This window comes from Herbidospora sp. NBRC 101105 (assembly GCF_030269205.1).
In the GTDB taxonomy this organism is placed as follows: domain Bacteria; phylum Actinomycetota; class Actinomycetes; order Streptosporangiales; family Streptosporangiaceae; genus Herbidospora; species Herbidospora solisilvae.
Genome location: NZ_BSSX01000006.1, coordinates 89,317 through 110,353, shown reverse-complemented (window position 1 = coordinate 110,353; position 21,037 = coordinate 89,317). Strand labels below are relative to the sequence as shown.

Sequence of the window (21,037 nt, the reverse complement as noted above, 5' to 3'; positions counted from 1 at the left end):
AACCGCCTGGGCAGGGTCGCAGCATGCCTGAGGAACCGAACCAGACACCGCCGGGCCAGACGCAGAGCTACCCCGGGAGCAGCGGCGACATGGCGCCCGAGCCCCGCGACGAGATGCGCGACTACGCCGGCCGCGACCTGCTCAAGGGCCGCAAGGCCCTGATCACCGGAGGCGACTCGGGAATCGGCAGGGCCGTGGCGGTCGCCTTCGCCAAGGAGGGGGCCGACGTCGCCATCGCCTACCTGAGCGAGCACGAGGACGCCGAGCACACCCGCGCGCTGGTCGAGCGCGAGGGCCGCCGCTGCGTGCTGCTGCCGGGCGACCTCGGCAGGGCCGACCACTGCGAGGAGGTGGTCGAGCGCACCGTCAAGGAACTGGGCGGGCTCGACCTGCTGGTCAACAACGTCGCCTACCAGGAGCCGGTCGACTCGCTCGACGAACTCGACGACGAGCAGTGGAACCACACCTTCGCGGTGAACATCCACAGCTACTTCCGGGTCACCAAGGCGGCCCTGCGGCACATGGGCGACGGCGCGTCGATCATCAACACCTCGTCGATCAACGGCCTGCGCGGCAACAAGAGCCTGATCGACTACGCCGCCACCAAGGGCGCGATCAACGCCTTCACCATGTCGATGGCGCAGAACCTCGTCGACAAGGGCATCCGCGTCAACGCGGTCGCCCCCGGCCCGGTCTGGACCCCGCTGATCCCGGCCACCTTCCCCGAGGAGAAGGTGGAGAAGTTCGGCCAGCAGGCCCCGATGAAGCGGGCCGCCGACCCCGACGAGATCGCGCCGTCCTACGTGTTCTTCGCGTCCGGGCGCCTGTCGTCCTACTACACCGGCGAGGTCCTGGCCCCGATCGGCGGCGAGACCCTCCCGGGCTGAGGCCCGGGAGGGTCGCTCACGTCACGGTGAGCCGCAGGTGTAGCCGCTCACCGTGGCGGTGTTGCCGGTGGGGCGGGTGACCTGGAAGCCGAACGTGGTACTGGCGTTCGGCGCGAGGTTGCCGTTGTAGTTCTGGTTGGTCGCGGTGACGGTCTGCCCGGAGACCGTGAGGGTGGCGTTCCACGAGCCCGAGAGCGTGTGCCCGGCCGGGAGCGTGAACGTCACCCGCCAGCCGCTCAGCGCCGAGGTGCCCGTGTTGGTCACGGTCACCGGCTGGACGACGTAGCCGTTGCCCCACTGGGTCTGCACGGTCCCGGTCGCCGAGCACGGCCCGCCGGGCTGCGGGCTGGGCGAAGGCGACGGTGAAGGAGAGGGCGAGGGCGAGGGGCTGGGCGAGGGAGACGGCGAGGGGCTGGGCGACGGCGAAGGGCTCGGCGACGGCGACGGGTTCACGCCCGCCGGAGGGACCCGGATGATGCGGTCGTCGGCCGCGACCGGGGTGCCCCGGCCGTCGCGGTTGCTGGTGCCGACCCACAACCAGCCGTCGGGGCCGACGGCGACCGCGCGGAGGCGGCCGTACTGGCCCTGGAACTGGGCGGAGGCGCCGGCCGAGCCGCCCGAGCCGTTCAGCGACACCGCCCACAGGCGGGTGCCGCGCAGGGCCGCCGCGAACAGGGTGTTGTTGGCGAAGGCGAGGCCGCTCGGGGAGGCCTCGGCGGTCGTCCACGTGATGATCGGGTTGCGGAACGACGGGTTGCTGCAGGTGCCCTCGCACGTCGGCCAGCCGTAGTTGCCGCCCGCCACGATCTGGTTGATCTCGTCGGTGGTGTTCTGGCCGAACTCGGTGGCGTACATGCGGCCCTGGGCGTCCCAGGCCAGGCCCTGGACGTTGCGGTGGCCCAGGCTGTAGACCCGCGAACCGGCGACGGGGTTGCTCGCGGGGATGCTCCCGTCGGGGTTCATGCGCAGGATCTTCCCGGCGGGCGAGCTCATGTTCTGGGCGTTGGACGTGGTCCCGGCGTCGCCGGTGGCCAGGTAGAGCATGCCGTCGGGGCCGAAGGCGATGCGCCCGCCGTCGTGGATGGTCGCGCGCGGGATGCCCGACAGCAGGACGTTCTGGGTCGAGGGCGCGCTCAGGCGGAAGCGGGCCAGGCGGTTGTCGGAGGCGGTGGTGAAGTAGACGTAGACCCACTGGTCCTGGGCGTAGGTCGGGGAGACGGCGATGCCGAGCAGGCCGCTCTCGCCCGAGGCGGACACGCCGCTGACGGTCGCCACGGCGACCGGGGTCTGGCCGGGCCGCACCTGCATGACGCGGCCGGTGTTGCGTTCGGTGACCAGGGCGCTCCCGTCGGGGAGGAAGGCGAACCCCCACGGGACCTGGAGCCCGGTGACCGACACCTGGGCCCGGTCGAAGTCGAAGCCGCCGACCACGGCGGCCCGGGCCGGCAGGGCGATCATCACTCCGAGGAGCAGGATCGCCGCGGCGATGACGTGCCTAACGTGTCTGGACATTGCGGAACCATACGAGGCCTGGTCAGCCCTGCCAACGATCACCAGCGCGGCCGGTCGCTGACCTGCGCGGCCCGAAGAAAGTTTCACCGGTCGACCGCAAAGTTTCGCCCCCCGAAACGGGGAAGCCCGGGCCTCCGTGGAGGGGAGGCCCGGGCTCGTAGAGGAAACTACTTGACGACCTTCACGTAGTCGCTCGCCTCAGAAGAGCCGAAGCCGTGACGACCGTCGTACCGGACGCCCCACGTGCCGCTGCCCCAGGCCTTGACCTTGGTGTAGAACGACCCGTTCGGGTTGGTGTCGATGGTCTTCACGTACTTCCACTTGTGCGAACCCGCAGGGAGGAAGTAGACGTCGATGTCCTGCCAGCCCAGCTTGTACCAGCCGTGCCAGTAGTCGCGAGAGTCGTAGCAGCCGCTCCAGCCGTCGTCGACGGGCTTGACGCTACCGTCGAGTTCGACATAGGCGCGGTCGTGCTTCTTGTAGTCGTAGTACCAGTCGCCGTAGCACTGGGCGACCTGGAGCTGCCCGGTCAGGGTGACGTAGCGGCCCTTCTTCACCGGCTCGGGGCCGGCGTTGAAGTCGACGATCCGCGTGGCCTTGGGGCCCTTCGGCGGCTTCGGCGGGTCATAGCTGAGGTGCTTGACCGTGAAGCCGGAAGAGCTGGTGTAGAGCTTGCCGTCGAACCCGCGAGCGTAGACCTTGACGGCGTAGAACCCCTTCGGGTCCTTCTTGTCGATCTTCACGCTCTCGGAGGTGGAGAACCACACGGGCTTCCACGGCGCCTTCTTCTCCTCCGACCCGTCGGCGGTGGTGCTGTCCGCCGACTTGTCGTCCCAGCTGGGGCCGTCCCAGTCGTCCCGGCCCCAGCTACCCTTGTGGTCGACCACGATCTTGGCGTGCTTGATGTCCACGCCCTTGACGGTGATCGACACGACCTCGGAGTCCCACTTGCCCTTGAGGACAACCTGGCCGGGGTTGACCCAGACATTCGTGATTCTCGGGTTGGGCCCGTCGTGGTGACCGTGCCCGTGACCCGGGTCCGCTAAGGCGGGGGCCGCGGAGACGAGCGCCGAGGCGCTCATCGCAGCGGCCGCCACCAGCGCGGTGGCGATGCGCTTGATCATAAGAGGGTGCTTCCTCTCCCCGTTACAACGCGCGCTTCCGGCATGAAGCGCGCCTACGTCATAGACGGGAAATCTCCGCCAAAAGTTGCGGGTCTGCCGAAGAAAAAGTGATCACAACTTGGCAACGGGAACGGTTGCTCGCGCGTCGGGGTCAGATGATCAGTGACGGTACATCTCCTCGATGATCTCCGCGTACTTCGCGTGGATGACCCGGCGCTTGAGCTTCAGGCTCGGGGTGAGCTCCTCGGTCTCGGCCGTCCACTCGACCGGCAGCAGCCGCCAGCGCTTGACCTGCTGCACCCGGGCCAGCTTCTCGTTGGCGGCCTCGACCGCCGCCTCGACGGTCTTCAGCACGTCGGGGTGCCCGGCCAGGTCGGCCAGGTCGGTGAAGGTGATGCCGTTGGCCTGCGCCCAGCCGGGGGCGATCTCGCCGTCGAGGGTGAGGATCGCGACCGGGTAGGGCCTGCCGTCGCCGAAGGCGAGGGCCTGGCCGATGAGGGCGTGCTCCTTCAGGTAGTTCTCGATGTTGGCCGGGGAGATGTTCTCGCCCCCGGCGGTGATGATGAGCTCCTTCTTGCGGTCGACGATGCGGACGAAGCCGTGCTCGTCGAGCGAGCCCACGTCGCCGGTGTGCAGCCAGCCCTCGTCGTCGAACAGGTCGGCGGTGGCCTCGGGGCGGTTGAGGTAGCCCGACGTGTTCAGCGGGCTGCGGGTGAGGATCTCCCCGTCGTCGGCGATCCGCACCTCGACGCCCGGTTCGGGGCGGCCGACCGTGCCGAGCCGGTAGGCGTCGGGACTGTTGGCGGTGAACGCCCCGGTGGTCTCGGTCATGCCGTAGACGTCGAGCACCTTGAGCCCGAGGCCGGCGAAGAAGCGCTGCACCTCCAGCGGCATGGGCGCCGCCGCGGTGGCCAGCCAGCCCGCGTTGTCGAAGCCGATCATGCCGCGGATGATCGAGAGCAGGGCGGCGTCGGCGGCCTCGTACGCGGCCTGGACCTCCGGCGTCATCGTGTGGCCGACCTGACCGGCCTCGACCCAGGCGAGCCCGGCGGCCATGGCCTTGCGCGCGTTCTCCTGCTGGTCTTCCGGCGACATGGCCAGCAGCGCGGAGAGCTTGGCCATCATCTTCTCCCAGACGCGCGGCACGCCGAAGAACAACACCGGCCTGACCGCGGCGAGGGTCGGCCCGAGGTTGGCCAGGTCGGTGCAGAAGTGCACGTGGGAGGTCTTGAACAGGGGCAGGTAGAGGCTAAGCACCCGCTCGGCGATGTGGGCGTAGGTCAGGTAGGAGATCTGGGTGCCCTGGGTGGGCAGCGAGGTCATCCGGTCGGTCGCGCCGACCTCGAAGAGCACGTTGCGGTGGGTGAGCGGGACGCCCTTCGGCATGCCGGTGGTGCCCGAGGTGTACAGGACGGTGAGGGTGTCGTCGGGGGTGACCGAGCGCCAGCGCTCCTCGACCGACTGGGGGTCGGCGGCCAGCGCCTCGGCGCCCATGGCCAGGAAGTCGGCCCACGAGAGCTGGTCGCCGGTCGCGCCCTCCAACAGGATGATCTTCTCCAGGCCGGGCACCTGGTCGAGGACCGGCGCCCAGCGGGCCAGCTCGGCCGGGCCGCCCAGCACGGCGACCTTGGCACCGACGTCGTTGGCCACATAGGCCACCTGGTCGGGCGCGAAGGTGGCGTACACCGAGCACGGGATCGCCCCCGCGTGCACGGCCCCGAGGTCGGCGAGCACGTGCTCGCTGCGGTTGACCATCATGAGGGCCACCGAGTCGCCCGGATCGACGCCCAGCGCGGCGAACCCGGCGGCGATCTCCAGCACCCGCTGCCGGGCCTCCCGGTAGGTCAGGGTGGACCAGCCGCCCTCGACGGGGTCGGAATATGCGGGTAGGTCGGGGTGGGCCTCGGCGGTCTCGTCGAGCTGAGAACAGATGGTCCGACCGGCGATGCTCTCCTCGATCGCCGCCCGCTCCTCAAGAACCATTCCGCGTCTCCTCAGGGGGATGCTGGACAGAGTGACCCGCATCACATCATCGGTAAGTCAACCCTGACAAGATGTCCTGGTGACATGGGTGCTCGACCTCACCGGGATCTTCGTCTTCGCCATCTCCGGCGCGCTCGCCGGGGTCCGCACCCGCCTCGACGTCGTCGGCATGGCGGTGCTGGCGTTCTTCACCGCGGTGGGCGGCGGGATCCTGCGCGACGTGTTCCTGGGCGTGCAGCCGGCCGCGCTGCACGACGCCGGTTACGTCCTGGTCCCGCTGGTGGCGGCGGGGATCGTGTTCTTCTGGCACCCGCAGGTGACCCGGCTGCTGCCGAGCATCCTGATCTTCGACGCGGCCGGGCTGGGCCTGTTCTGCGCGACCGGCACCGAGAAGGCGCTGCTGTTCGGCCTGTCGCCGCTGCACGCGGTGCTGCTCGGGGTGGTCACGGCGGTCGGCGGCGGCGTGCTGCGCGACGTCCTGTCGGGACAGCGGCCCACGCTGCTCTACGACCGCCAGCTCTACGCGGTGCCCGCGTTCCTGGGCGCGTTCACGCTCGCCGCGCTCTTCGAGTTCGGCGTACGCGGCCCGCTGGCCGTCCTGGCCGCCGCCGTGCTGGCCTTCGGCCTGCGGTTCCTGGCGATGCGGCGGGGCTGGCGGGCACCGCTGGCGCGGGGCGTCACAGACTCAGCGTGAGCCGGGTGTCGGCCGGCGGCGCCTGCCCCGGCCGGGCGGCGGCGATCCTGGCGACCGCGTCGGCCAGCAGGTGGGGCGGATGGCAGTAGGAGAGCCGCAGGTAACCCTCGCAGGCGCCGTCGACGCCGAACCACCGTCCGGGCGCGAGCCTGACCCCGTTCGCGGCGGCCGCCTGGACCACCGGGGCCGCCGACGGGACGTCGAGCTTCGCCCAGATCGACCCGCCGCCGACCGGGTGGGGATAGGTCCAGCCGGGCAGGTGCTCGGCCAGCGCCGCCGTCAGGGCGTCGCGGGAGGTCGCCAGCCAGGCGCGGCGCTCGGCCCGGGACTCCTCCACCCGGGGGAACAACTCGGCCACCACGAGCTGGTCGAACACCGCCGTGGCCAGGTCGACGCCCGACCGCAGCACCGACAGCCGCTCCACCAGCTCGGCCGTGCCGCGCAACCACCCGACCCGGAGCCCGCCCCACCACAACTTCGACGCCGACCCGATCGTGATCACCCGGTTGTCGGTGTCCCAGCGGGCCAGCGGCGGCGGCATGACCACGTCGTCGACGGCCACCTCGCCCCAGGTCTCGTCGCAGATCAGCGTGACGTCGTGGCGGCGCGCGGCGGCCACGAGCGCGGCCCGGCGGGCGGCGTCCATCAGCGTGCCGGTGGGGTTGTGGAAGTCGGGCAGCACGTAGGCGACCTTCGCCTGCCGCAGCGAGCTCTCCATCAGCTCCCCCGCCGCCACCACCCTGGCCCCGTGGAGCCGGACCGACTGGATCGCGTGGGCGTAGGTCGGCGACTCCAGCAGCACCGGGTCGCCGGGCCTGACCAGCAGTGTGAAGAGCAGGTGCATGGCCTGCTGGGCGCCGGGGGTGATGAGGATCTGCTCCGGCCGGGTGGCCACGCCGCGGTCGGTGTAGCGCCGGGCCACCTCCTCGCGCAGGACGGGCAGGCCGACCGGCTCGTAGCCGATGCCGAGCAGGTGGCGGTGGTAGCTCGCGGCGGCGGCGGCCACGGCGGGGGCGACCTGGGAGGCGGCCGGCATCGAGGCGACGTGCAGGGGGATCATGCCGTCGCCGGGGATCGGGATCGTCCAGGGGGTGTCGCCGCCCACGGGGAGCGCGGTCGTGCTGCCGGAGCCCTGCCGGGCGGTGACGTAGCCGTGGTCCTTGAGCAGGTCGTAGGCGGCGGTCACGGTGGTCCGGCTGACGCCGAGCGCGGCGGCGAGGTGGCGTTCGGCCGGCAGGCGCACCCCGACGGGGATCGCGCCGTCGTGCACCCGCTCCCGCAGCGCCTCGGCCAGCGCCCGGTAGTAGGGGCGGGCGCCGGCCGGGACGGCGAGCAGGCGGGCGAGCTGCTCGGGAGCGATGGTGCGCGTCATGCCGGCCAGCTTAAGACCAATTTCGACGATTGGCTCTGTTTTCCCGGCCAGGACCTTCGCCACACTGAGGGCACTATGGTACAAACATCCATTCATCCCACCTCTGTGCGGCTTGTCCGGCTCTACGCCGGTCTGTTCCTGTACGGCGCCGGCTCCGGCCTCCAGATCGAGTCGAACCTCGGCAGCTCCCCCTGGGACGTCTTCCACCAGGGTCTGTCCCGCCACTGGGGGCTCAGCATCGGCGCGTGGGTCGTCATCGTCGGGGCGGCCGTGATGCTGCTCTGGATCCCCCTGCGCCAGCGGCCGGGCCTGGGCACGATCAGCAACGTGCTGCTGCTCGGGTGGTTCTTCGACCTGACCGTCTGGCTGGCCCCCACACCCGGTCACTGGCTCCTCCAGTGGGCCTACCTGCTGACCGGGGTGGTCGTCGTCGGCGGCGCGACCGCCCTCTACATCGGCGCGGGATACGGTCCCGGGCCGCGTGACGGCCTGATGACCGGGCTGCACCGGCTCGGCCTGTCGATCCGGCTGGCCCGGGTGGTCATCGAACTGACCGTGCTGGCGATCGGGTGGCTCCTCGGCGGCGTCGCCGGCGTGGGCACCCTGGTGTTCGCCCTGATGATCGGGCCCGTCACCCAGTTCTTCATGAAGGCCCGGTGGGTAGCTTGATCACATGCGGATCGAGGACTACGCGCTGATCGGCGACATGCAGTCGGCGGCCCTGGTGGGCCGCGACGGCTCGGTCGACTGGCTCTGCCTGCCCCGTTTCGACTCCCCCGCGTGCTTCGCCGCGCTGCTGGGCAACCAGCGCCACGGCTCCTGGCGCATCTGGGCCTCCGGGATGGAGATGGCCTCCAGCCGCCGCTACTGGGGCGACACGCTCGTGCTGGAATCGACCTGGGACACCCCCGGCGGCACCGCCCGGGTGATCGACTTCATGCCGATCCGCCACGAGCACCCCCGCCTGGTCAGGGTCGTCGAGGGCGTGGCCGGCTCGGTCGAGATGAACTGCGAGATCCGCATCCGGTTCGACTACGGCCGGATCGTGCCGTGGGTGCGCCGCCGCGACGGCAGCCTCCAGGCGGTGGCCGGCCCCGACTCCGCCTGGATCCACTCGCCGGTCCACCTGCACGGCAGCGACTACCGCCACAAGGGCACCTTCCGGGTCGAGGCGGGCGACAAGTTGTCGTTCGTGTTCAGCTGGCACCCCTCCCACGCGCCCGCGCCGCCCATGATCGACCCGCTCGACGAGCTCGACTACACCCGCGAGATCTGGGAGGACTGGGTCTCCAAGGGCACCCACGCGGGCGAGTGGCGCGACGCCGTCGTCCGCTCGATGATCACGCTGAAGGGGCTGACCTACGCCCCCACCGGCGGCATCGTCGCCGCGGCCACCACCAGCCTGCCGGAGGACCTCGGCGGCGTGCGCAACTGGGACTACCGGTTCTGCTGGCTGCGTGACGCCTCGATGACCCTCGACGCCCTGCTGACCAGCGGCTACATCGAAGAGGCCAAGGCCTGGCGCGAGTGGCTGCTGCGCGCGATCGCCGGACGTCCGCAGGACCTCCAGATCATGTACGGCGTCGCCGGCGAACGCCGCCTCCCCGAGATGACCCTCGACTGGCTCCCCGGCTACGAGAACTCCCTGCCGGCCCGCATCGGCAACAGCGCCGCCAACCAGCTCCAGCTCGACGTCTACGGCGAGGTCGTCAACTCGCTCTACCAGGCCGGCAAGGGCGGCCTCCACCCCGACGACCACGCCTGGAAGCTGACCCGCAAGATGATGGACTTCCTGGAGACCGGCTGGCAGCAGCCCGACGAGGGCCTGTGGGAGGTGCGCGGCCCGCGCCGCCAGTTCACCCACTCCAAGGTGATGGTCTGGGTCGCCTGCGACCGCGTCATCCGCACCATGGAGGCCCAGCGGCGCTCGGGCCCGATCGACCGGTGGAAGGCGCTGCGCGAGGAGATCCACAAGGAGGTCTGCGAGAAGGCCTACGACCCCGACCGCAACACCTTCACCCAGTACTACGGCTCCACGGAGCTCGACGCCGCGACGCTGCTCATCCCCACGATGGGCTTCCTGCCGCCCGACGACCACCGCGTGATCGGCACCATCAACGCGATCGAGCGCGAGCTGACCACGCCCGAGGGGTTCGTGCTGCGCTACTCGACCAGCGAGCACAACGCGGTCGACGGGCTGCCCGGCCGCGAGGGCGCGTTCCTGGCCTGCAGCTTCTGGCTCGCCGAGGCCAAGGCCCGCATGGGCCTGCGCAAGGAGGCCTGCGACCTGTTCCGGCGCCTGCTCGACCTGCGCAACGACGTCGGCCTCCTCTCCGAGGAGTACGACCCCGTGCAGGGCCGCCTGGTGGGCAACTTCCCGCAGGCGTTCAGCCACGTCCCGCTGATCCACACGGCCCAGGCGCTGGGCTGACCCGCGGTGGTCAGTTGGCGTCTCCGGCGAGGCGCGCCAGCAGGCGGGCGAAGTCGGCGGGCGGCGTCACCACGAGCCTGACCTGGCCGTCCTGGGGAACCAGGTCGGCCTGGATGCGGGTCAGCCGGTCGCGGTGCCACCAGTAGACGTGGGGGCTGAGGCCGCCGTCGCGGTCGTCGAACTCGCGCTGGGCGTAGACGCGCATGCGCTCCAGGGCGCGTACGACGCCGATGCCCTCGATGGGGTGCACGGCCATCGCGCCCGGGTGGGGCAGCACGACGAGCAGCCCGTCGGGCGGGCCGGGCAGCCGCCGCAGGTGCGCCACGGCCGTGGGCGCGCTGATCATCCGCACGCTCACCCCGCCGAGCTGCAGGTACTCGGCGGTGATGCGCTCGTCGGTCAGGGCGTTGTCGAGCGCGACGTCGAGCGCCTCGGCGGGCGGGATCGGCCAGCAGAAGGCCTCCTCCGGCCGGACCGGACGGCCGCCGATCGTCAGCACCTCGATCAGGTCGGCGCTCAGGTGGCGGCCGATGATGCGCGAGGGGTCGGGGATCGCCGGGTCGTCGGCCGCGTGCAGGCGGGTGCGCAGCAGCGGTTTGATCCGGCCCAGGTTGCACGCGTCGAACGGTTCGCCCGACACGGCGTGGGACAGGTGCTCGGAGACCAGCATCGGCCAGTCCTCGCGTGACCTGCGGGCCGCCTCACGGCGGAGCCCGACCAGATTGACGGTACGGGACGTCTCGTCGCCGCCCATGATCAGGGTGGCGCCGTCGTCCTCGAACGCGCAGGTGTAGCCCATCGTCTCGACCACCAGGGCGAGGAGGGAGTCAAGATCGACGTCCTCGACGGGCCGGGAGGCGGGTTGTACAGGCTGGTCAGGCCGAATCCGGCTGCGGAGCCGCCGCAACAGACCCAAGGCTCATCCCCTTACAAACGTGGCGTGTTGCCAGGTTTCAGGGTGCCTTGTCCTGGTTGCCGATGAGGCCTGTCAATGAGCACGATTCTGCATCGATTACACCATCAGCCCCCAGCCACACACTGAACTGTGGTGTCCCATGACCGATCGGGAGCCCCGCGATGATCGGCACTCCCAGCGGTCCGAGTCGTTCCACCAGCACCGGGAGCGCCTCCCCGCACTCCACCCACGACCCGAGGGCGAAGCCGACCGCGCCGTCGAGACAACCGGCCTGGAGTAGCTGGGTCAGCATACGGTCGATTCGGTAGGGCTCCTCACGCACGTCCTCAAGCAGGACGATCCGGCCCCGCGCCTCCATCTGGTGGGGCGTGCCGCAGAGCGCCGCCAGCAGCGTCAGGTTGCCGCCGGTCAGCGGCCCGATGGCCGACCCCGGCACGAGCACCTGGTCGCCCTTGACCGGCCGGGGCTCCAGGCTGGAGATGAGCGAGGCCTTGAGGTGGGACAACGACCGGGGCTCCGGCCCCTCCTCGTCGCTGATCGTCGAGCAGGCCGGCATCGGGCCGAACAACGAGGCCACCCCCAGACGGCGCTGGAAGGCCAGGTGGAGGGCGGTGATGTCGCTCGACCCCACGAGGGGTTTGGGCCGGACGGCCTCCATCTTGTCCCAGTCGAGGTGGTCGAGGACCCGTGTGGCGCCGTAGCCGCCCCGGGCGCAGACCACGGCGGCGATCTCCGGATCGCACCAGGCCTCCTGCAGGTCGGCGGCGCGGGCCTGGTCGGGCCCGGCGAGGTAGCCGCGGCGGATCAGCATGCGGGGCCCGAACCGGACGTTCAGGCCGAGGCCGGTGAGCACGTGGCGGCCGCGGTTGAGCCGGTCGAGGTCGACCGGACCCGAAGGCGCGACGACGGCCACGGTGTCGCCGTGCCGGAGACGGGGTGGAGTACGTTCGGACACCCCCCAAAGAGTGTCAGACTAGGCGCTACCTATGCGACCACCGACCCACATTCTCGTGGTAAACGGCGTCAAGGTCCGTCAGCCGGTCTTCGTGCTCGCCGCCCCCCACAGCGGTGCGGACCTGCTCGCCCGTGCCATCAAGCGCTCGCCCGGCGTGCACCTCACGATGGGCCGGGGCGCGGTTTCCCGTGTCGTCTACGCGTTCGCGCGGCGGCCGTCGATCGCGCGCAGCCCGGGGGCGCCCCGGGTGATCCGCGACGTGCTGGCCGAGGCCTGGCAGGTGGTGCCGGGCGCGTGCGGCGAGTGCTCCGGCACGTGCAAGGAGGCCGGGGGCATCATCGGGGCGGGCCCGTGCGTGACCGCCTCCGAGCTGACCCGGTTCGGCGACGCCAGCCCCGACCTGCTCTACAGCGCCCCCGTCCTGCTCCAGGCCTTCCCCGACGCCCGGTTCGTCCAGGTCATCCGCGACGGCCGCGACGTCGTCGCCGACATGCTGGCCGACCCGGCGACGATGGCCTGGTTCAAGCCCCACATGCTGTCCGACGACAGCGAGTTCCCCAGCCCGTTCCTCGGCGTCAACAACGCCGAGCACAAGCTGCGCTGGAAGGAGATGCCGGTCGCGGGCAAGAGCGCGCTGCGCTGGCGCGCCGCGATCCGCCTGTCGGCGGTGCTCCGCAAGGAGCTGCCCGCCGACCAGCTCCTGACGATCCGGTACGAGGACCTGCACAAGTCCCCCGCCGAGACGTTCGGCCAGGTGGGCGAGTTCCTCGGCGCCAAGATCTCCACGATCGCCCTCTACGGCGCCGGCGCCCCGCAGGTGGGGGCCCGCCGCCGCCTCGCGCACACCGACGCCGAACTGGTCGGCAAGGTCGCCCGCGAGGAGCTCAAACGGCTGGGCTACTCGTGAACTGGGTTTTGTAGAGCTCCGCGTAGGCGCCGTCGAGGACCATCAGCTCGTCGTGCCGCCCGAGTTCCACGACGCGGCCCTCGTTCATGACCAGGATCACGTCGGCCTCGCGGATGGTCGACAGCCGGTGGGCGATGACCAGGCTGGTCCGGCCCGCCAGGGCCGTCTTCAGGGCCTGCTGCACGGCCACCTCCGACTCCGAGTCGAGGTGGGCGGTGGCCTCGTCGAGCACCACCACCGGAGGGGCCTTGAGCAGCAGCCGGGCCAGCGCCACCCGCTGTTTCTCGCCGCCGGAGAACCGGTAGCCGCGCTCCCCCACGACCGTGTCGAGCCCCTCGGGCAACGTGGCGACCAGGTCGGCGATCTGGGCCGCCCGCAGGGCCTCCCAGATCTCCTCGTCGGTGGCCTCCGGGCGGGCGTAGCGCAGGTTGGCGGCGATGGTGTCGTGGAACAGGTGCGGGTCCTGCATGACGACGCCCACGGTGTCGCGCAGCGACTCCATCGTGGCGTCGCGCACGTCGAGGCCGTTGAGCCGGACGGCGCCGGCGTCGACGTCGTACAGGCGGGAGACCAGCGAGGTCGTGGTGGTCTTGCCGGCCCCCGAGTGGCCGACCAGGGCGACCATCTGGCCCGGCCGGGCGGTGAAGGTGACGCCCTTGAGCACCTCGGCCGACTCGCCCTGGTCGGGGCGGGCGACCGACTCCAGGGAGGCCAGCGACACCTCGGCGGCGCCCGGGTAGCGGAAGCGGACGTCGTCGAACTCGATGGTGACCGGCCCGGCCGGCACCCTCTGGGCGTCGGGCTTCTCGGCGACCATCGGCTTGAGGTCGAGCACCTCGAAGACGCGGTCGAAGCTGACCAGGGCGGTCATCACGTCGATGTGGACGTTGGACAGGCCGGTGAGGGGGCCGTACAGCCGCATCAGCAGGGCCGACATGGCCACCAGCGTGCCGAGCTCGAACGATCCGTCGACCGCCAGCACGCCGCCGAGCCCGTAGACCAGGGCGGTGGCGAGCGCGGCGATCAGGCCCAGCGCGATGCGGAACACGGTGCCGAACATGGCGACGGTGACGCCGATGTCGCGCACCCGGGCGGCCCGCCCGGCGAAGTGCCGGGCCTCGTCGTCGGGGCGGCCGTAGAGCTTGGCGACCATCGCACCGGCCACGTTGAAGCGCTCGGTCATCACCGAGCTCATCTCGGCGCCGAGCTCCATCTGCTCGCGGGTGTACGTCGACATGCGGCGGCCCACCCACTGGGCGGGCAGGATGAAGACCGGCACCATCAACAGCGCCACGAGGGTGATCTGCCACGACAGCGCCAGCATCGTGACCAGCACGACGACCAGGCTGACCACGTTGGAGACGACCGACGACAACGTGCTGGTGATGGCCCGCTGCGCGCCGATGACGTCGCCGTTGAGCCGCGAGACCAGCGCGCCCGTCTGCGCCCGCATGAAGAACGCCACCGGCATGCGCTGGACGTGGTCGAAGACCTCCGTGCGCAGGTTGTAGATCAGGCCCTCGCCGATCCGGGCCGAGAACCAGCGTTCGGCCAGGCCCAGCACGGCGTCGAGCAGCGCCAGGCCCGCGATGGCCAGCGCCAGCCAGACGACCAGCCCCGAGTCCCTCGACGGGATGGCCACGTCGATGATCTGCTTCACGACGAGCGGGTTGGCCACCACGGTCAGCGACCCGACCGTGATCAGGGCCAGGAACGCCACGATCGACCACTTGAACGGCGCGGCGTAGCGGGCGATCCGCCGGATCGTGCCCGGCGCGAGACGCTCCTTCATCACGTCGCCGTCGCGCCGCATCGACCGCATCATCTGCCAGCCCATGTTCGGGCCGCCCATCATCGCCATGTCGTGGCAAACCCTTTACGTGAAAGGGCGATTCCAGGATCAGCCCGAGGCGAACAGCGACCGGATGCGGACCACCTGTTCGGCTCTCTCCGCGGCCGCCTGCTCCTCCAGTGTGCGGGTTCCCGCGCCCTGCAGCAGCCGTTTCGTCGCGGTCGCGGCGGACCGCTCCGTGGCGAGCAGCGCCGCCGCAAGGTCGGCCACGGCCGTATCCAGCTCCTCAACCGGTACGGCCAGCTCGGCCAGCCGGAGGCGCAACGCCTCCTCCGCCCCGACCTTCCGGGCGGTGACGCACAACTCCAGGGCCCTCGGCAGCCCCACGAGATCGACCAGCGGCTTGGTCCCCGTCAGGTCGGGCACCAGGCCGAGCGCCGGTTCCTTCATGCAGAACTGCACGTCGTCGGCCACGATCCGCAGGTCGCACGCGAGCGCGAGCTGGAATCCGGCCCCGATCGCGTGGCCCTGGACGGCCGCGATCGAGATGATCTCCGGACGACGCAACCACAGGAAGGCCTGCTGCGCCTGGGCGATCCGCTCCTCGAAGCCCTCACCGAGCACCGAGGAGAACGAGCCCTCACCGGGGACTCCCCCGGGCGTGAACAGTCGCAGGTCGATGCCTGCGGAGAAGGACGGCCCCTCGCCTTTCACGACGACGATCCGCACGGTCCCGGGGAGGTCGTCCCCGATCCGGGCCAGTGCCGACCAGGTGGCGAACGTCTGGGCGTTCCGCTTGTCCGGCCGGTTCAGCGTGATCGTCGCGATCTCGCCGTCCACCTCGTAGCGCAGTCCGACCTCAGCGAGCGCGCTCGCCGAGATCTGCTCCGCTCTCCCCCCTTGTGCCGCTTCCACAGCGTCGTTCACAGCCCGCAACCCCTTCCTGGCGGTCACGCCCGAGCCTACCGAACCCTGTTCGGTCATCCGACCCCGGCCGGTCGGCTCGGGAGCGGACCGCTCTGGATCTGAGGTACACGAGCGGCTGCGGTCGCGCGGCGGCGAGGCGGAACTAGCGCTTGGTCTTGCCTCGGGTCGCCCCGCCGCGTCCCCGCAGAGTCACGCCCGACTCGCTGAGGATGCGGTGGATGAATCCGTACGACCGGCCGGTGGAAGCGGCCAGGGCGCGGATGCTCTCACCCGCGGCATAGCGCTTCTTGAGATCGCTGGCCAGTTTTTCACGGTCGGCCCCGGTCACCCGGGTGCCCTTCTTCAGAGTCTCGGCCACGAGTACCTCCTGTAGTGCCAGACTTCCGCAGCGTTACTCACGCCATGATCAGTCATTTCGGCTCGATCGGCTACCTACTCCCAGGGAAAAGATCCGTACCCGGTAAATTTATGATCAGGCGAGGGCGACGAGATCGGAAAATTCCTCGCTCCACGCGTCTTCGACACCGTCGGGCAGCAGGATGACCCGGTCGGGTTGCAGCGCCTCCACCGCCCCTTCGTCGTGGGTGACCAAGACGATCGCCCCTGTGTAAGAGCGCAGAGCCGTCAGCACCTGTTCCCGCGAGGCCGGATCGAGGTTGTTGGTGGGCTCGTCGAGCAGCAGCACGTTGGCGCTGGAGAGCACCAGCGTGGCCAGGGCGAGCCGGGTCTTCTCGCCGCCGGACAACACCCCGGCGGGCTTGTCGACGTCGTCGCCGGTGAACAGGAACGAGCCGAGCACCTTGCGCAGGTCGACGTCGGCGAGGTCGGGCCCGGCCGAGCGCATGTTCTCGAGCACGGTGCGCTCGGGGTCGAGGGTCTCGTGCTCCTGGGCGTAGTAGCCGATCTTCAGGCCGTGGCCGGGGCGCACCTCGCCGGTGTCGGGCTTCTCGATGCCGCCCAGGATGCGCAGCAGCGTGGTCTTGCCGGCGCCGTTGAGGCCGAGGATGACGACCCGGTGGCCCCGGTCGACGGCGGCGTCGACATCGGTGAAGACCTCAAGGGAGCCGTAGGACTTGGAGAGGTCGACGGCCGACAGCGGGGTGCGGCCGCAGGGCGCGGGCGACGGGAAGCGCAGCTTGGCGACCTTGTCGGAGCGGCGCTCGGGCTCGATCCCGCGCAGCAGGCGCTCGGCGCGGCGCTGCATGTCCTGGGCGGCCTTGGCCTTGGTGGCCTTGGCGCGCATCTTGTCGGCCTGCGCCATCAGCACCCCGGCCTGCTTCTCGGCGTTGGCCCGCTCGCGCTTGCGGCGCTTCTCGTCGGTCTCGCGCTGCGTCAGGTAGGCCTTCCAGCCGACGTTGTACGTGTCGATCACGCACCGGTTCGCGTCGAGATGGAGCACCCGGTTTACCGTCGCTTCAAGTAGACCAACATCGTGGCTGATGATGATCAAGCCGCCCTGGTGGGAACGCAAAAAATCACGAAGCCAGCCGATCGAGTCCGCATCGAGGTGGTTTGTCGGCTCGTCGAGGAGGAGAGTCTCCGATCCCGAGAAAAGAATGCGCGCCAGTTCGACCCGCCTCCGCTGACCACCCGAGAGGGTCTCCAGCGGCTGCCCGAGCACCCGGTCGGGCAGGCCCAGGCTGGAGGCGATCGAGGCGGCCTCCGACTCGGCGGCGTAGCCGCCCAGGACGTGGAGCCGGTCTTCGAGGCGGCCGTAGGCCTTCACGGCCTTGTCGCGGGTGCGCGGGTCGGCCGAGGTCATGCCGAGCTCGGCCTGGCGCAGGTCGCGGATGACCTCGTCGAGGCCGCGCGCCGACAGGATGCGGTCGCGGGCGATCACCTGGAGGTCGCCGGTGCGCGGGTCCTGCGGCAGGTAGCCGACCGCGCCGGTGATGGTGACCGTGCCGCCCGCGGGCTGGCCCTCGCCGGCGAGGGTCTTGGTGAGCGTGGTCTTGCCCGCTCCGTTGCGGCCGACCAGGCCGATCTTGTCGCCCGGGTTGACCCGGAACGACGCCCCCTCGATGAGGAGGCGCGAACCCACGCGCAGTTCGATGTCGGTTGCGATGATCATGGTTTGGGGGACACTCCCGTGAGTAGCGAGACGCGGACGGCCGGAGGACGGCCGTGGCTCGCGCTGTGAGTCTGCTCGAAGAACACGTGACGCGGACGGCCGTGGCTCGCGCCGTGAACCGGCTGGAAGACATGGCTTCGGATCGCGGGCACACGGAAGTGATCAATCGGGAGTGCGCATGCGTCGATTGTATGGTGGCCCGGCGAAATCCCCGACTTCTTAAACCTGGGGCGGATCGACCACCCTGATCCTGACCGCCCGGAACTCCTCCGGCGTCTTCTCCAGCACGGCCAGCCGGGGATCGGGGACGGTCAGGAAGGGCGCGGTCTCCAGCGCGAACAGCGGCGCCAGCCGCCGGTCGCCCCGCAGTTCGTCGATCGCCTTGCGGTCTCCCCCGACGACGAACCCCGCCACCCCTTCCCCCACCGCGGGAAGCAGCACCCGGGCGGCCACGTCGGCGGCGGCCCCGAGGGCCTCGTCGGCCTGTTTCTCCCGGCGGCGGGCGAACCGCTGCTGCGACCACCCTCCGGCGGCGCTCCTCCCGTGGACGAGCCGGGAGCCCACCTTGGAGCCGAGCAGCCGGTCGCCCTCGAAGACCCCGGCGGCGTATCCGCCGAGACGTACGAGGAGGACCGCCACCCGGCGGTCCCGGGAGACGTGGGAGACCAAGGCCTCGGCGAGAGGGCCGGGGCGCGCCTCCAGAGGACCGAACGGGACGTGGCACTCGGCCACGGCGCCGTCCGGGGCCGTGAGCACGACCAGTTCAGGGGTGCCCGTCTCCGACGGCGGCCCGCCGTGGCGGTCGGCGAAGTTGGTGAGCCAGCGGGGCAGCCGGGACGGGGGGATCGACACCCACCGTCCGCCCCCGGCGGCCGGGCGTGCGCTCATGGCTGCCCAGATTAGCGGCCCGGAGCCGGACGTCCACGGTTGTCGGCAGGGGGAAATGTGGGTGAATTTCGCATCACCGGCCTCAAGGACGGCAGGCAGGCGCACCAGAATCGTCGTGTGTCGGTTCCCTTGCCCTATCCGGCGCCGGTCGCCGTCTCACCTGGTGAGCAGTCCTCCACGACCGGCCCGTTCACCGTGTCGGGGTACGTGCCGGCCTGGGCCGCCGCGCCGCAGAACCCCACCGGCGGCCCGCCGAGCGCCTTCGGCCCGGTCGCCAGCTTCACGCCCGTCGTCGACCTCGACACCGGCGGGGTGATCGCCATACAGGTCGGTGCGAGCACGCCCGCGGCCGAGCGGGCCGACGTCGGCGGGACCGTCGCGGGCATCCGCGCCGCCGCCGAGCACGACGCGCGGCTCCCCCTCGTGCTGCCCATCCCCATCGCCGCCGTCTCGGCCGGTTCGGCGGGGCTGGCGCCGCTGCACGAGGCGATGCGGGTGGCCGGACGCCGGCCGCGCGAGATCATCCTGACCATCGAGGGCGACCTCGACCCGGGCGAGCGCTCCCGGCTGCTGGCCGGGGTCGACGGGCTGCGCGCGGCCGGTTACCTGATCGCCTTCGGCGGCGTCGGGGTGCGCAACCTCCCGCTCGACGTGCTCGCCGACGCCTCCCCCTACGTCATCCTGATCTCCCCCGAACTGGTGGAGCGCGCCCCCAAGGACGCCCGCCGGGCGGCCGTGGCCGAGGCGCTGGTCACCGTGGCCAAGGGCGTGGCGGCGCACATCCTCGCGCCGGGCGTGCAGGACGAGGTCCAGCTCGCGGCGGTGCGGGCGTGGGGGGTCAGGCTGGCCACCGGGCCGCTGCTGGCCCCGGGCGACTGGCGGCCCGCCGACGGGCGGGTGCACGTGCCGGTCCCGGCGACCGAGACCTCGCCGAACCTCGCCCAGCTCCTCGGGCCGAGGGTGCAGGAGTTCCTGATGCCGGCCGTGACGCTGCCGATCACCGCGACCTCCGAGGACGTCGTGCAGGCCTTCGGCAACGAGGCCTCGATCACGAGCGTGGTCCTGGTCGACGAGTACCAGCGTCCGCAGTCGATGGTCGACCGCAGCCGGTTCCTGCTCTACATGGCCGGGGCCTACGGCCACGCCCTGCACGCCAAGAAGCCCGCCCACCGGATCGCCGACAGCGCCCGGCTGGTGCCCAAGACGACCCCGGCGATAGCGGCCATGCAGGTCGCCGGGCAGGACGCCAAGCGCGTCTACGACGACCTCGTGGTGGTCGACGAGGTGGGCCGCTGCCTGGGCACGGTCCACGTCAGCGACCTGATCAGGCACGTCGCCAACCGGCCGGTCCCGAAGTAGCGGGACCGGCCGGCCGGGCGGCTAGAGCCGGCAGGCGTAGATGTCGGTGATCAGGATCGCCTTGGCGCCGAGGTCCCACAACTTGTCCATGACCTGCTGGTGGCCCTTGCGGCGGATCATCGCGCGGACCGCCACCCAGCCCTCGCGGTGCAGCGGCGAGACCGTCGGCCCCTCCATGCCCGGAGTGACCTCGATGGCCTCGTCGATGCGCTCGACCCGGATGTCGTAGTCGATCATCACGTAGTCGCGCGCCGCGAGCACGCCCTGCAGCCGCCGGATGAGCTGCTGGAAGCCGTTGTTCTCGGGCGCCCCGACCTGCTTGATCAGGATCGCCTCGGACGTGGTGATCGGGTCGCCGAACACCTCCAGGCCGACGTTGCGCAGGGTGGTGCCGGTCTCCACGACGTCGGCGACGGCGTCGGCCACGCCGAGCCGGATCGCCGTCTCGACCGCGCCGTCGAGCTTGATGACGCGGGCGTCGACGCTCTGCTCCTCCAGGTAGCCGGCGAGCAGACCGGCGTACGCGGTCGCGACCCGCTTGCCGTTGAGGTCCTTGACGTTGCTGAAGGCCCCGGGAGGCGCGGCGAAGCGGAAGGTCGACCGGCCGAAGCCGAGCGGCACCACCTCGTCGGCCGGGGCGCCGGAGTCGATCAGCATGTCGCGGCCGGTGATGCCGGCGTCGAGGGTGCCCTCGCCGACGTACACCGCGATGTCACGGGGACGGAGGAAGAACAACTCGCAGGAGTTCTCCGGGTCGACGACCACGAGCTCCTTGCTGTCCTTCCGGGGGCGGTAACCCGCCTCCTTCAGGATGACCTGGGCGGCCTCGGACAACACGCCCTTGTTCGGTACGGCGAGGCGAAGCATGGTTGGAACCTTTCGGGATGGCCTCTGAGATGAGCGAGGTCCGGGCACCCGGGGGTGCCCTAAAGATGCTTGTAGACCTCGTCGAGCCCGATCCCGCGGGCCAGCATGAGCACCTGGAGGTGGTAGAGCAGCTGCGAGATCTCCTCGGCGGTCCGGTCGGCCGATTCGTACTCCGCCGCCATCCAGACCTCGGCGGCCTCCTCGACGATCTTCTTGCCGATCGAGTGGACCCCGGCGTCGAGCGCCTTCACGGTCCCCGACCCTTCGGGACGGGTGCGGGCCTTCTCGGACAGCACGTCGTAGAGCTCATCGAACGTCGTCACTCGCCCAAGCCTAATGGGGGTCACCGCCT

19 protein-coding genes are annotated in these 21,037 nt (G+C 70.9%); 6 read left to right on the top strand and 13 right to left on the bottom strand.

Features of this window, described 5'->3' with window-relative positions; genetic code table 11:
* Nucleotides 1-23 precede the first annotated feature (23 nt).
* Nucleotides 24-887, top strand: a complete 864-nt coding sequence (locus tag QSK34_RS24225) for an SDR family oxidoreductase (RefSeq protein ID WP_285586940.1) — start codon at nt 24-26, stop codon at nt 885-887.
* A gap of 21 nt (nt 888-908) precedes the next feature.
* Here QSK34_RS24225 and QSK34_RS24220 read toward each other — a convergent pair whose 3' ends face one another.
* The 3 genes from QSK34_RS24220 to QSK34_RS24210 all read right to left on the bottom strand — a co-directional run bounded on the left by QSK34_RS24220 (nt 909) and on the right by QSK34_RS24210 (nt 5,506).
* Nucleotides 909-2,399, bottom strand: coding sequence for a PQQ-dependent sugar dehydrogenase (locus QSK34_RS24220; protein ID WP_285586938.1), 1,491 nt, complete (start codon nt 2,397-2,399; stop codon nt 909-911).
* 167 nt (nt 2,400-2,566) lie between these two features.
* Entirely contained in the window at nt 2,567-3,523 is a 957-nt protein-coding gene (locus tag QSK34_RS24215) for a hypothetical protein (protein ID WP_285586936.1), read from the bottom strand.
* Between the two features lie 159 nt (nt 3,524-3,682).
* A complete protein-coding gene (locus tag QSK34_RS24210; protein WP_285586933.1) occupies nt 3,683-5,506 on the bottom strand; it encodes an AMP-dependent synthetase/ligase in 1,824 nt (607 codons plus the stop codon).
* 79 nt (nt 5,507-5,585) lie between these two features.
* On the opposite strand from QSK34_RS24210, the gene QSK34_RS24205 reads away from it, so the two are divergent.
* Complete coding sequence (locus QSK34_RS24205) at nt 5,586-6,200, top strand: trimeric intracellular cation channel family protein (protein WP_285586932.1); 615 nt, start codon at nt 5,586-5,588, stop codon at nt 6,198-6,200.
* Here the strand turns inward: QSK34_RS24205 and yczR are convergent.
* Nucleotides 6,184-7,572, bottom strand: a complete 1,389-nt coding sequence (yczR, locus tag QSK34_RS24200) for a MocR-like transcription factor YczR (RefSeq protein WP_285586930.1) — start codon at nt 7,570-7,572, stop codon at nt 6,184-6,186. The two genes, QSK34_RS24205 and yczR, sit on opposite strands and share 17 nt — an antisense overlap.
* A 105-nt stretch (nt 7,573-7,677) precedes the next feature.
* Here yczR and yczE point away from each other — a divergent pair, with 105 nt between their 5' ends.
* Complete coding sequence (gene yczE / locus QSK34_RS24195) at nt 7,678-8,241, top strand: membrane protein YczE (protein WP_353051423.1); 564 nt, start codon at nt 7,678-7,680, stop codon at nt 8,239-8,241.
* Nucleotides 8,242-8,245: 4 nt separating this feature from the next.
* Nucleotides 8,246-10,003 carry a glycoside hydrolase family 15 protein gene (locus tag QSK34_RS24190; protein ID WP_285586927.1) on the top strand — a complete coding sequence of 586 codons (1,758 nt, stop codon included), beginning with the start codon at nt 8,246-8,248 and terminating at the stop codon, nt 10,001-10,003.
* 10 nt (nt 10,004-10,013) lie between these two features.
* On the opposite strand, the gene QSK34_RS24185 is transcribed toward QSK34_RS24190, so the two are convergent.
* A complete protein-coding gene (locus tag QSK34_RS24185) occupies nt 10,014-10,814 on the bottom strand; it encodes a hypothetical protein (protein WP_285586926.1) in 801 nt (266 codons plus the stop codon).
* 142 nt (nt 10,815-10,956) lie between these two features.
* Nucleotides 10,957-11,874 (bottom strand): S66 peptidase family protein, encoded by a 918-nt coding sequence (locus tag QSK34_RS24180; RefSeq protein ID WP_285586924.1) that lies wholly within the window; start codon nt 11,872-11,874, stop codon nt 10,957-10,959.
* A 31-nt stretch (nt 11,875-11,905) separates the two neighbouring features.
* Here QSK34_RS24180 and QSK34_RS24175 point away from each other — a divergent pair, with 31 nt between their 5' ends.
* Nucleotides 11,906-12,781, top strand: coding sequence for a sulfotransferase family protein (locus QSK34_RS24175; protein WP_285586923.1), 876 nt, complete (start codon nt 11,906-11,908; stop codon nt 12,779-12,781).
* On the opposite strand, the gene QSK34_RS24170 is transcribed toward QSK34_RS24175, so the two are convergent.
* The 5 genes from QSK34_RS24170 to QSK34_RS24150 form a co-directional block, all read right to left on the bottom strand.
* Complete coding sequence (locus QSK34_RS24170; RefSeq protein ID WP_285586921.1) at nt 12,759-14,642, bottom strand: ABC transporter ATP-binding protein; 1,884 nt, start codon at nt 14,640-14,642, stop codon at nt 12,759-12,761. The two genes, QSK34_RS24175 and QSK34_RS24170, sit on opposite strands and share 23 nt — an antisense overlap.
* Nucleotides 14,643-14,681: 39 nt before the next feature.
* A complete protein-coding gene (locus QSK34_RS24165; RefSeq protein ID WP_285586920.1) occupies nt 14,682-15,500 on the bottom strand; it encodes an enoyl-CoA hydratase/isomerase family protein in 819 nt (272 codons plus the stop codon).
* A gap of 142 nt (nt 15,501-15,642) precedes the next feature.
* On the bottom strand, nt 15,643-15,858 hold the full coding sequence (locus QSK34_RS24160; RefSeq protein ID WP_030452286.1) for a helix-turn-helix domain-containing protein: 216 nt from the start codon (nt 15,856-15,858) through the stop codon (nt 15,643-15,645).
* Between the two features lie 114 nt (nt 15,859-15,972).
* The gene (locus QSK34_RS24155; RefSeq protein ID WP_285586915.1) at nt 15,973-17,571 is read right to left on the bottom strand and encodes an ABC-F family ATP-binding cassette domain-containing protein; all 1,599 of its coding nucleotides are present in this window, start codon (nt 17,569-17,571) and stop codon (nt 15,973-15,975) included.
* 219 nt (nt 17,572-17,790) lie between these two features.
* Complete coding sequence (locus tag QSK34_RS24150; protein WP_285586912.1) at nt 17,791-18,459, bottom strand: acVLRF1 family peptidyl-tRNA hydrolase; 669 nt, start codon at nt 18,457-18,459, stop codon at nt 17,791-17,793.
* A 117-nt stretch (nt 18,460-18,576) separates the two neighbouring features.
* Between QSK34_RS24150 and QSK34_RS24145 the strand changes: the two genes are divergently transcribed.
* Nucleotides 18,577-19,818 carry an EAL domain-containing protein gene (locus tag QSK34_RS24145; protein WP_285586909.1) on the top strand — a complete coding sequence of 414 codons (1,242 nt, stop codon included), beginning with the start codon at nt 18,577-18,579 and terminating at the stop codon, nt 19,816-19,818.
* Nucleotides 19,819-19,839: 21 nt separating this feature from the next.
* Here the strand turns inward: QSK34_RS24145 and hisG are convergent, their stop codons facing one another.
* Nucleotides 19,840-20,685, bottom strand: coding sequence for an ATP phosphoribosyltransferase (gene hisG, locus QSK34_RS24140; protein ID WP_285586906.1), 846 nt, complete (start codon nt 20,683-20,685; stop codon nt 19,840-19,842).
* Nucleotides 20,686-20,744: 59 nt separating this feature from the next.
* Entirely contained in the window at nt 20,745-21,008 is a 264-nt protein-coding gene (locus QSK34_RS24135; RefSeq protein WP_030452281.1) for a phosphoribosyl-ATP diphosphatase, read from the bottom strand.
* Between the last annotated feature and the right edge of the window lie 29 nt (nt 21,009-21,037).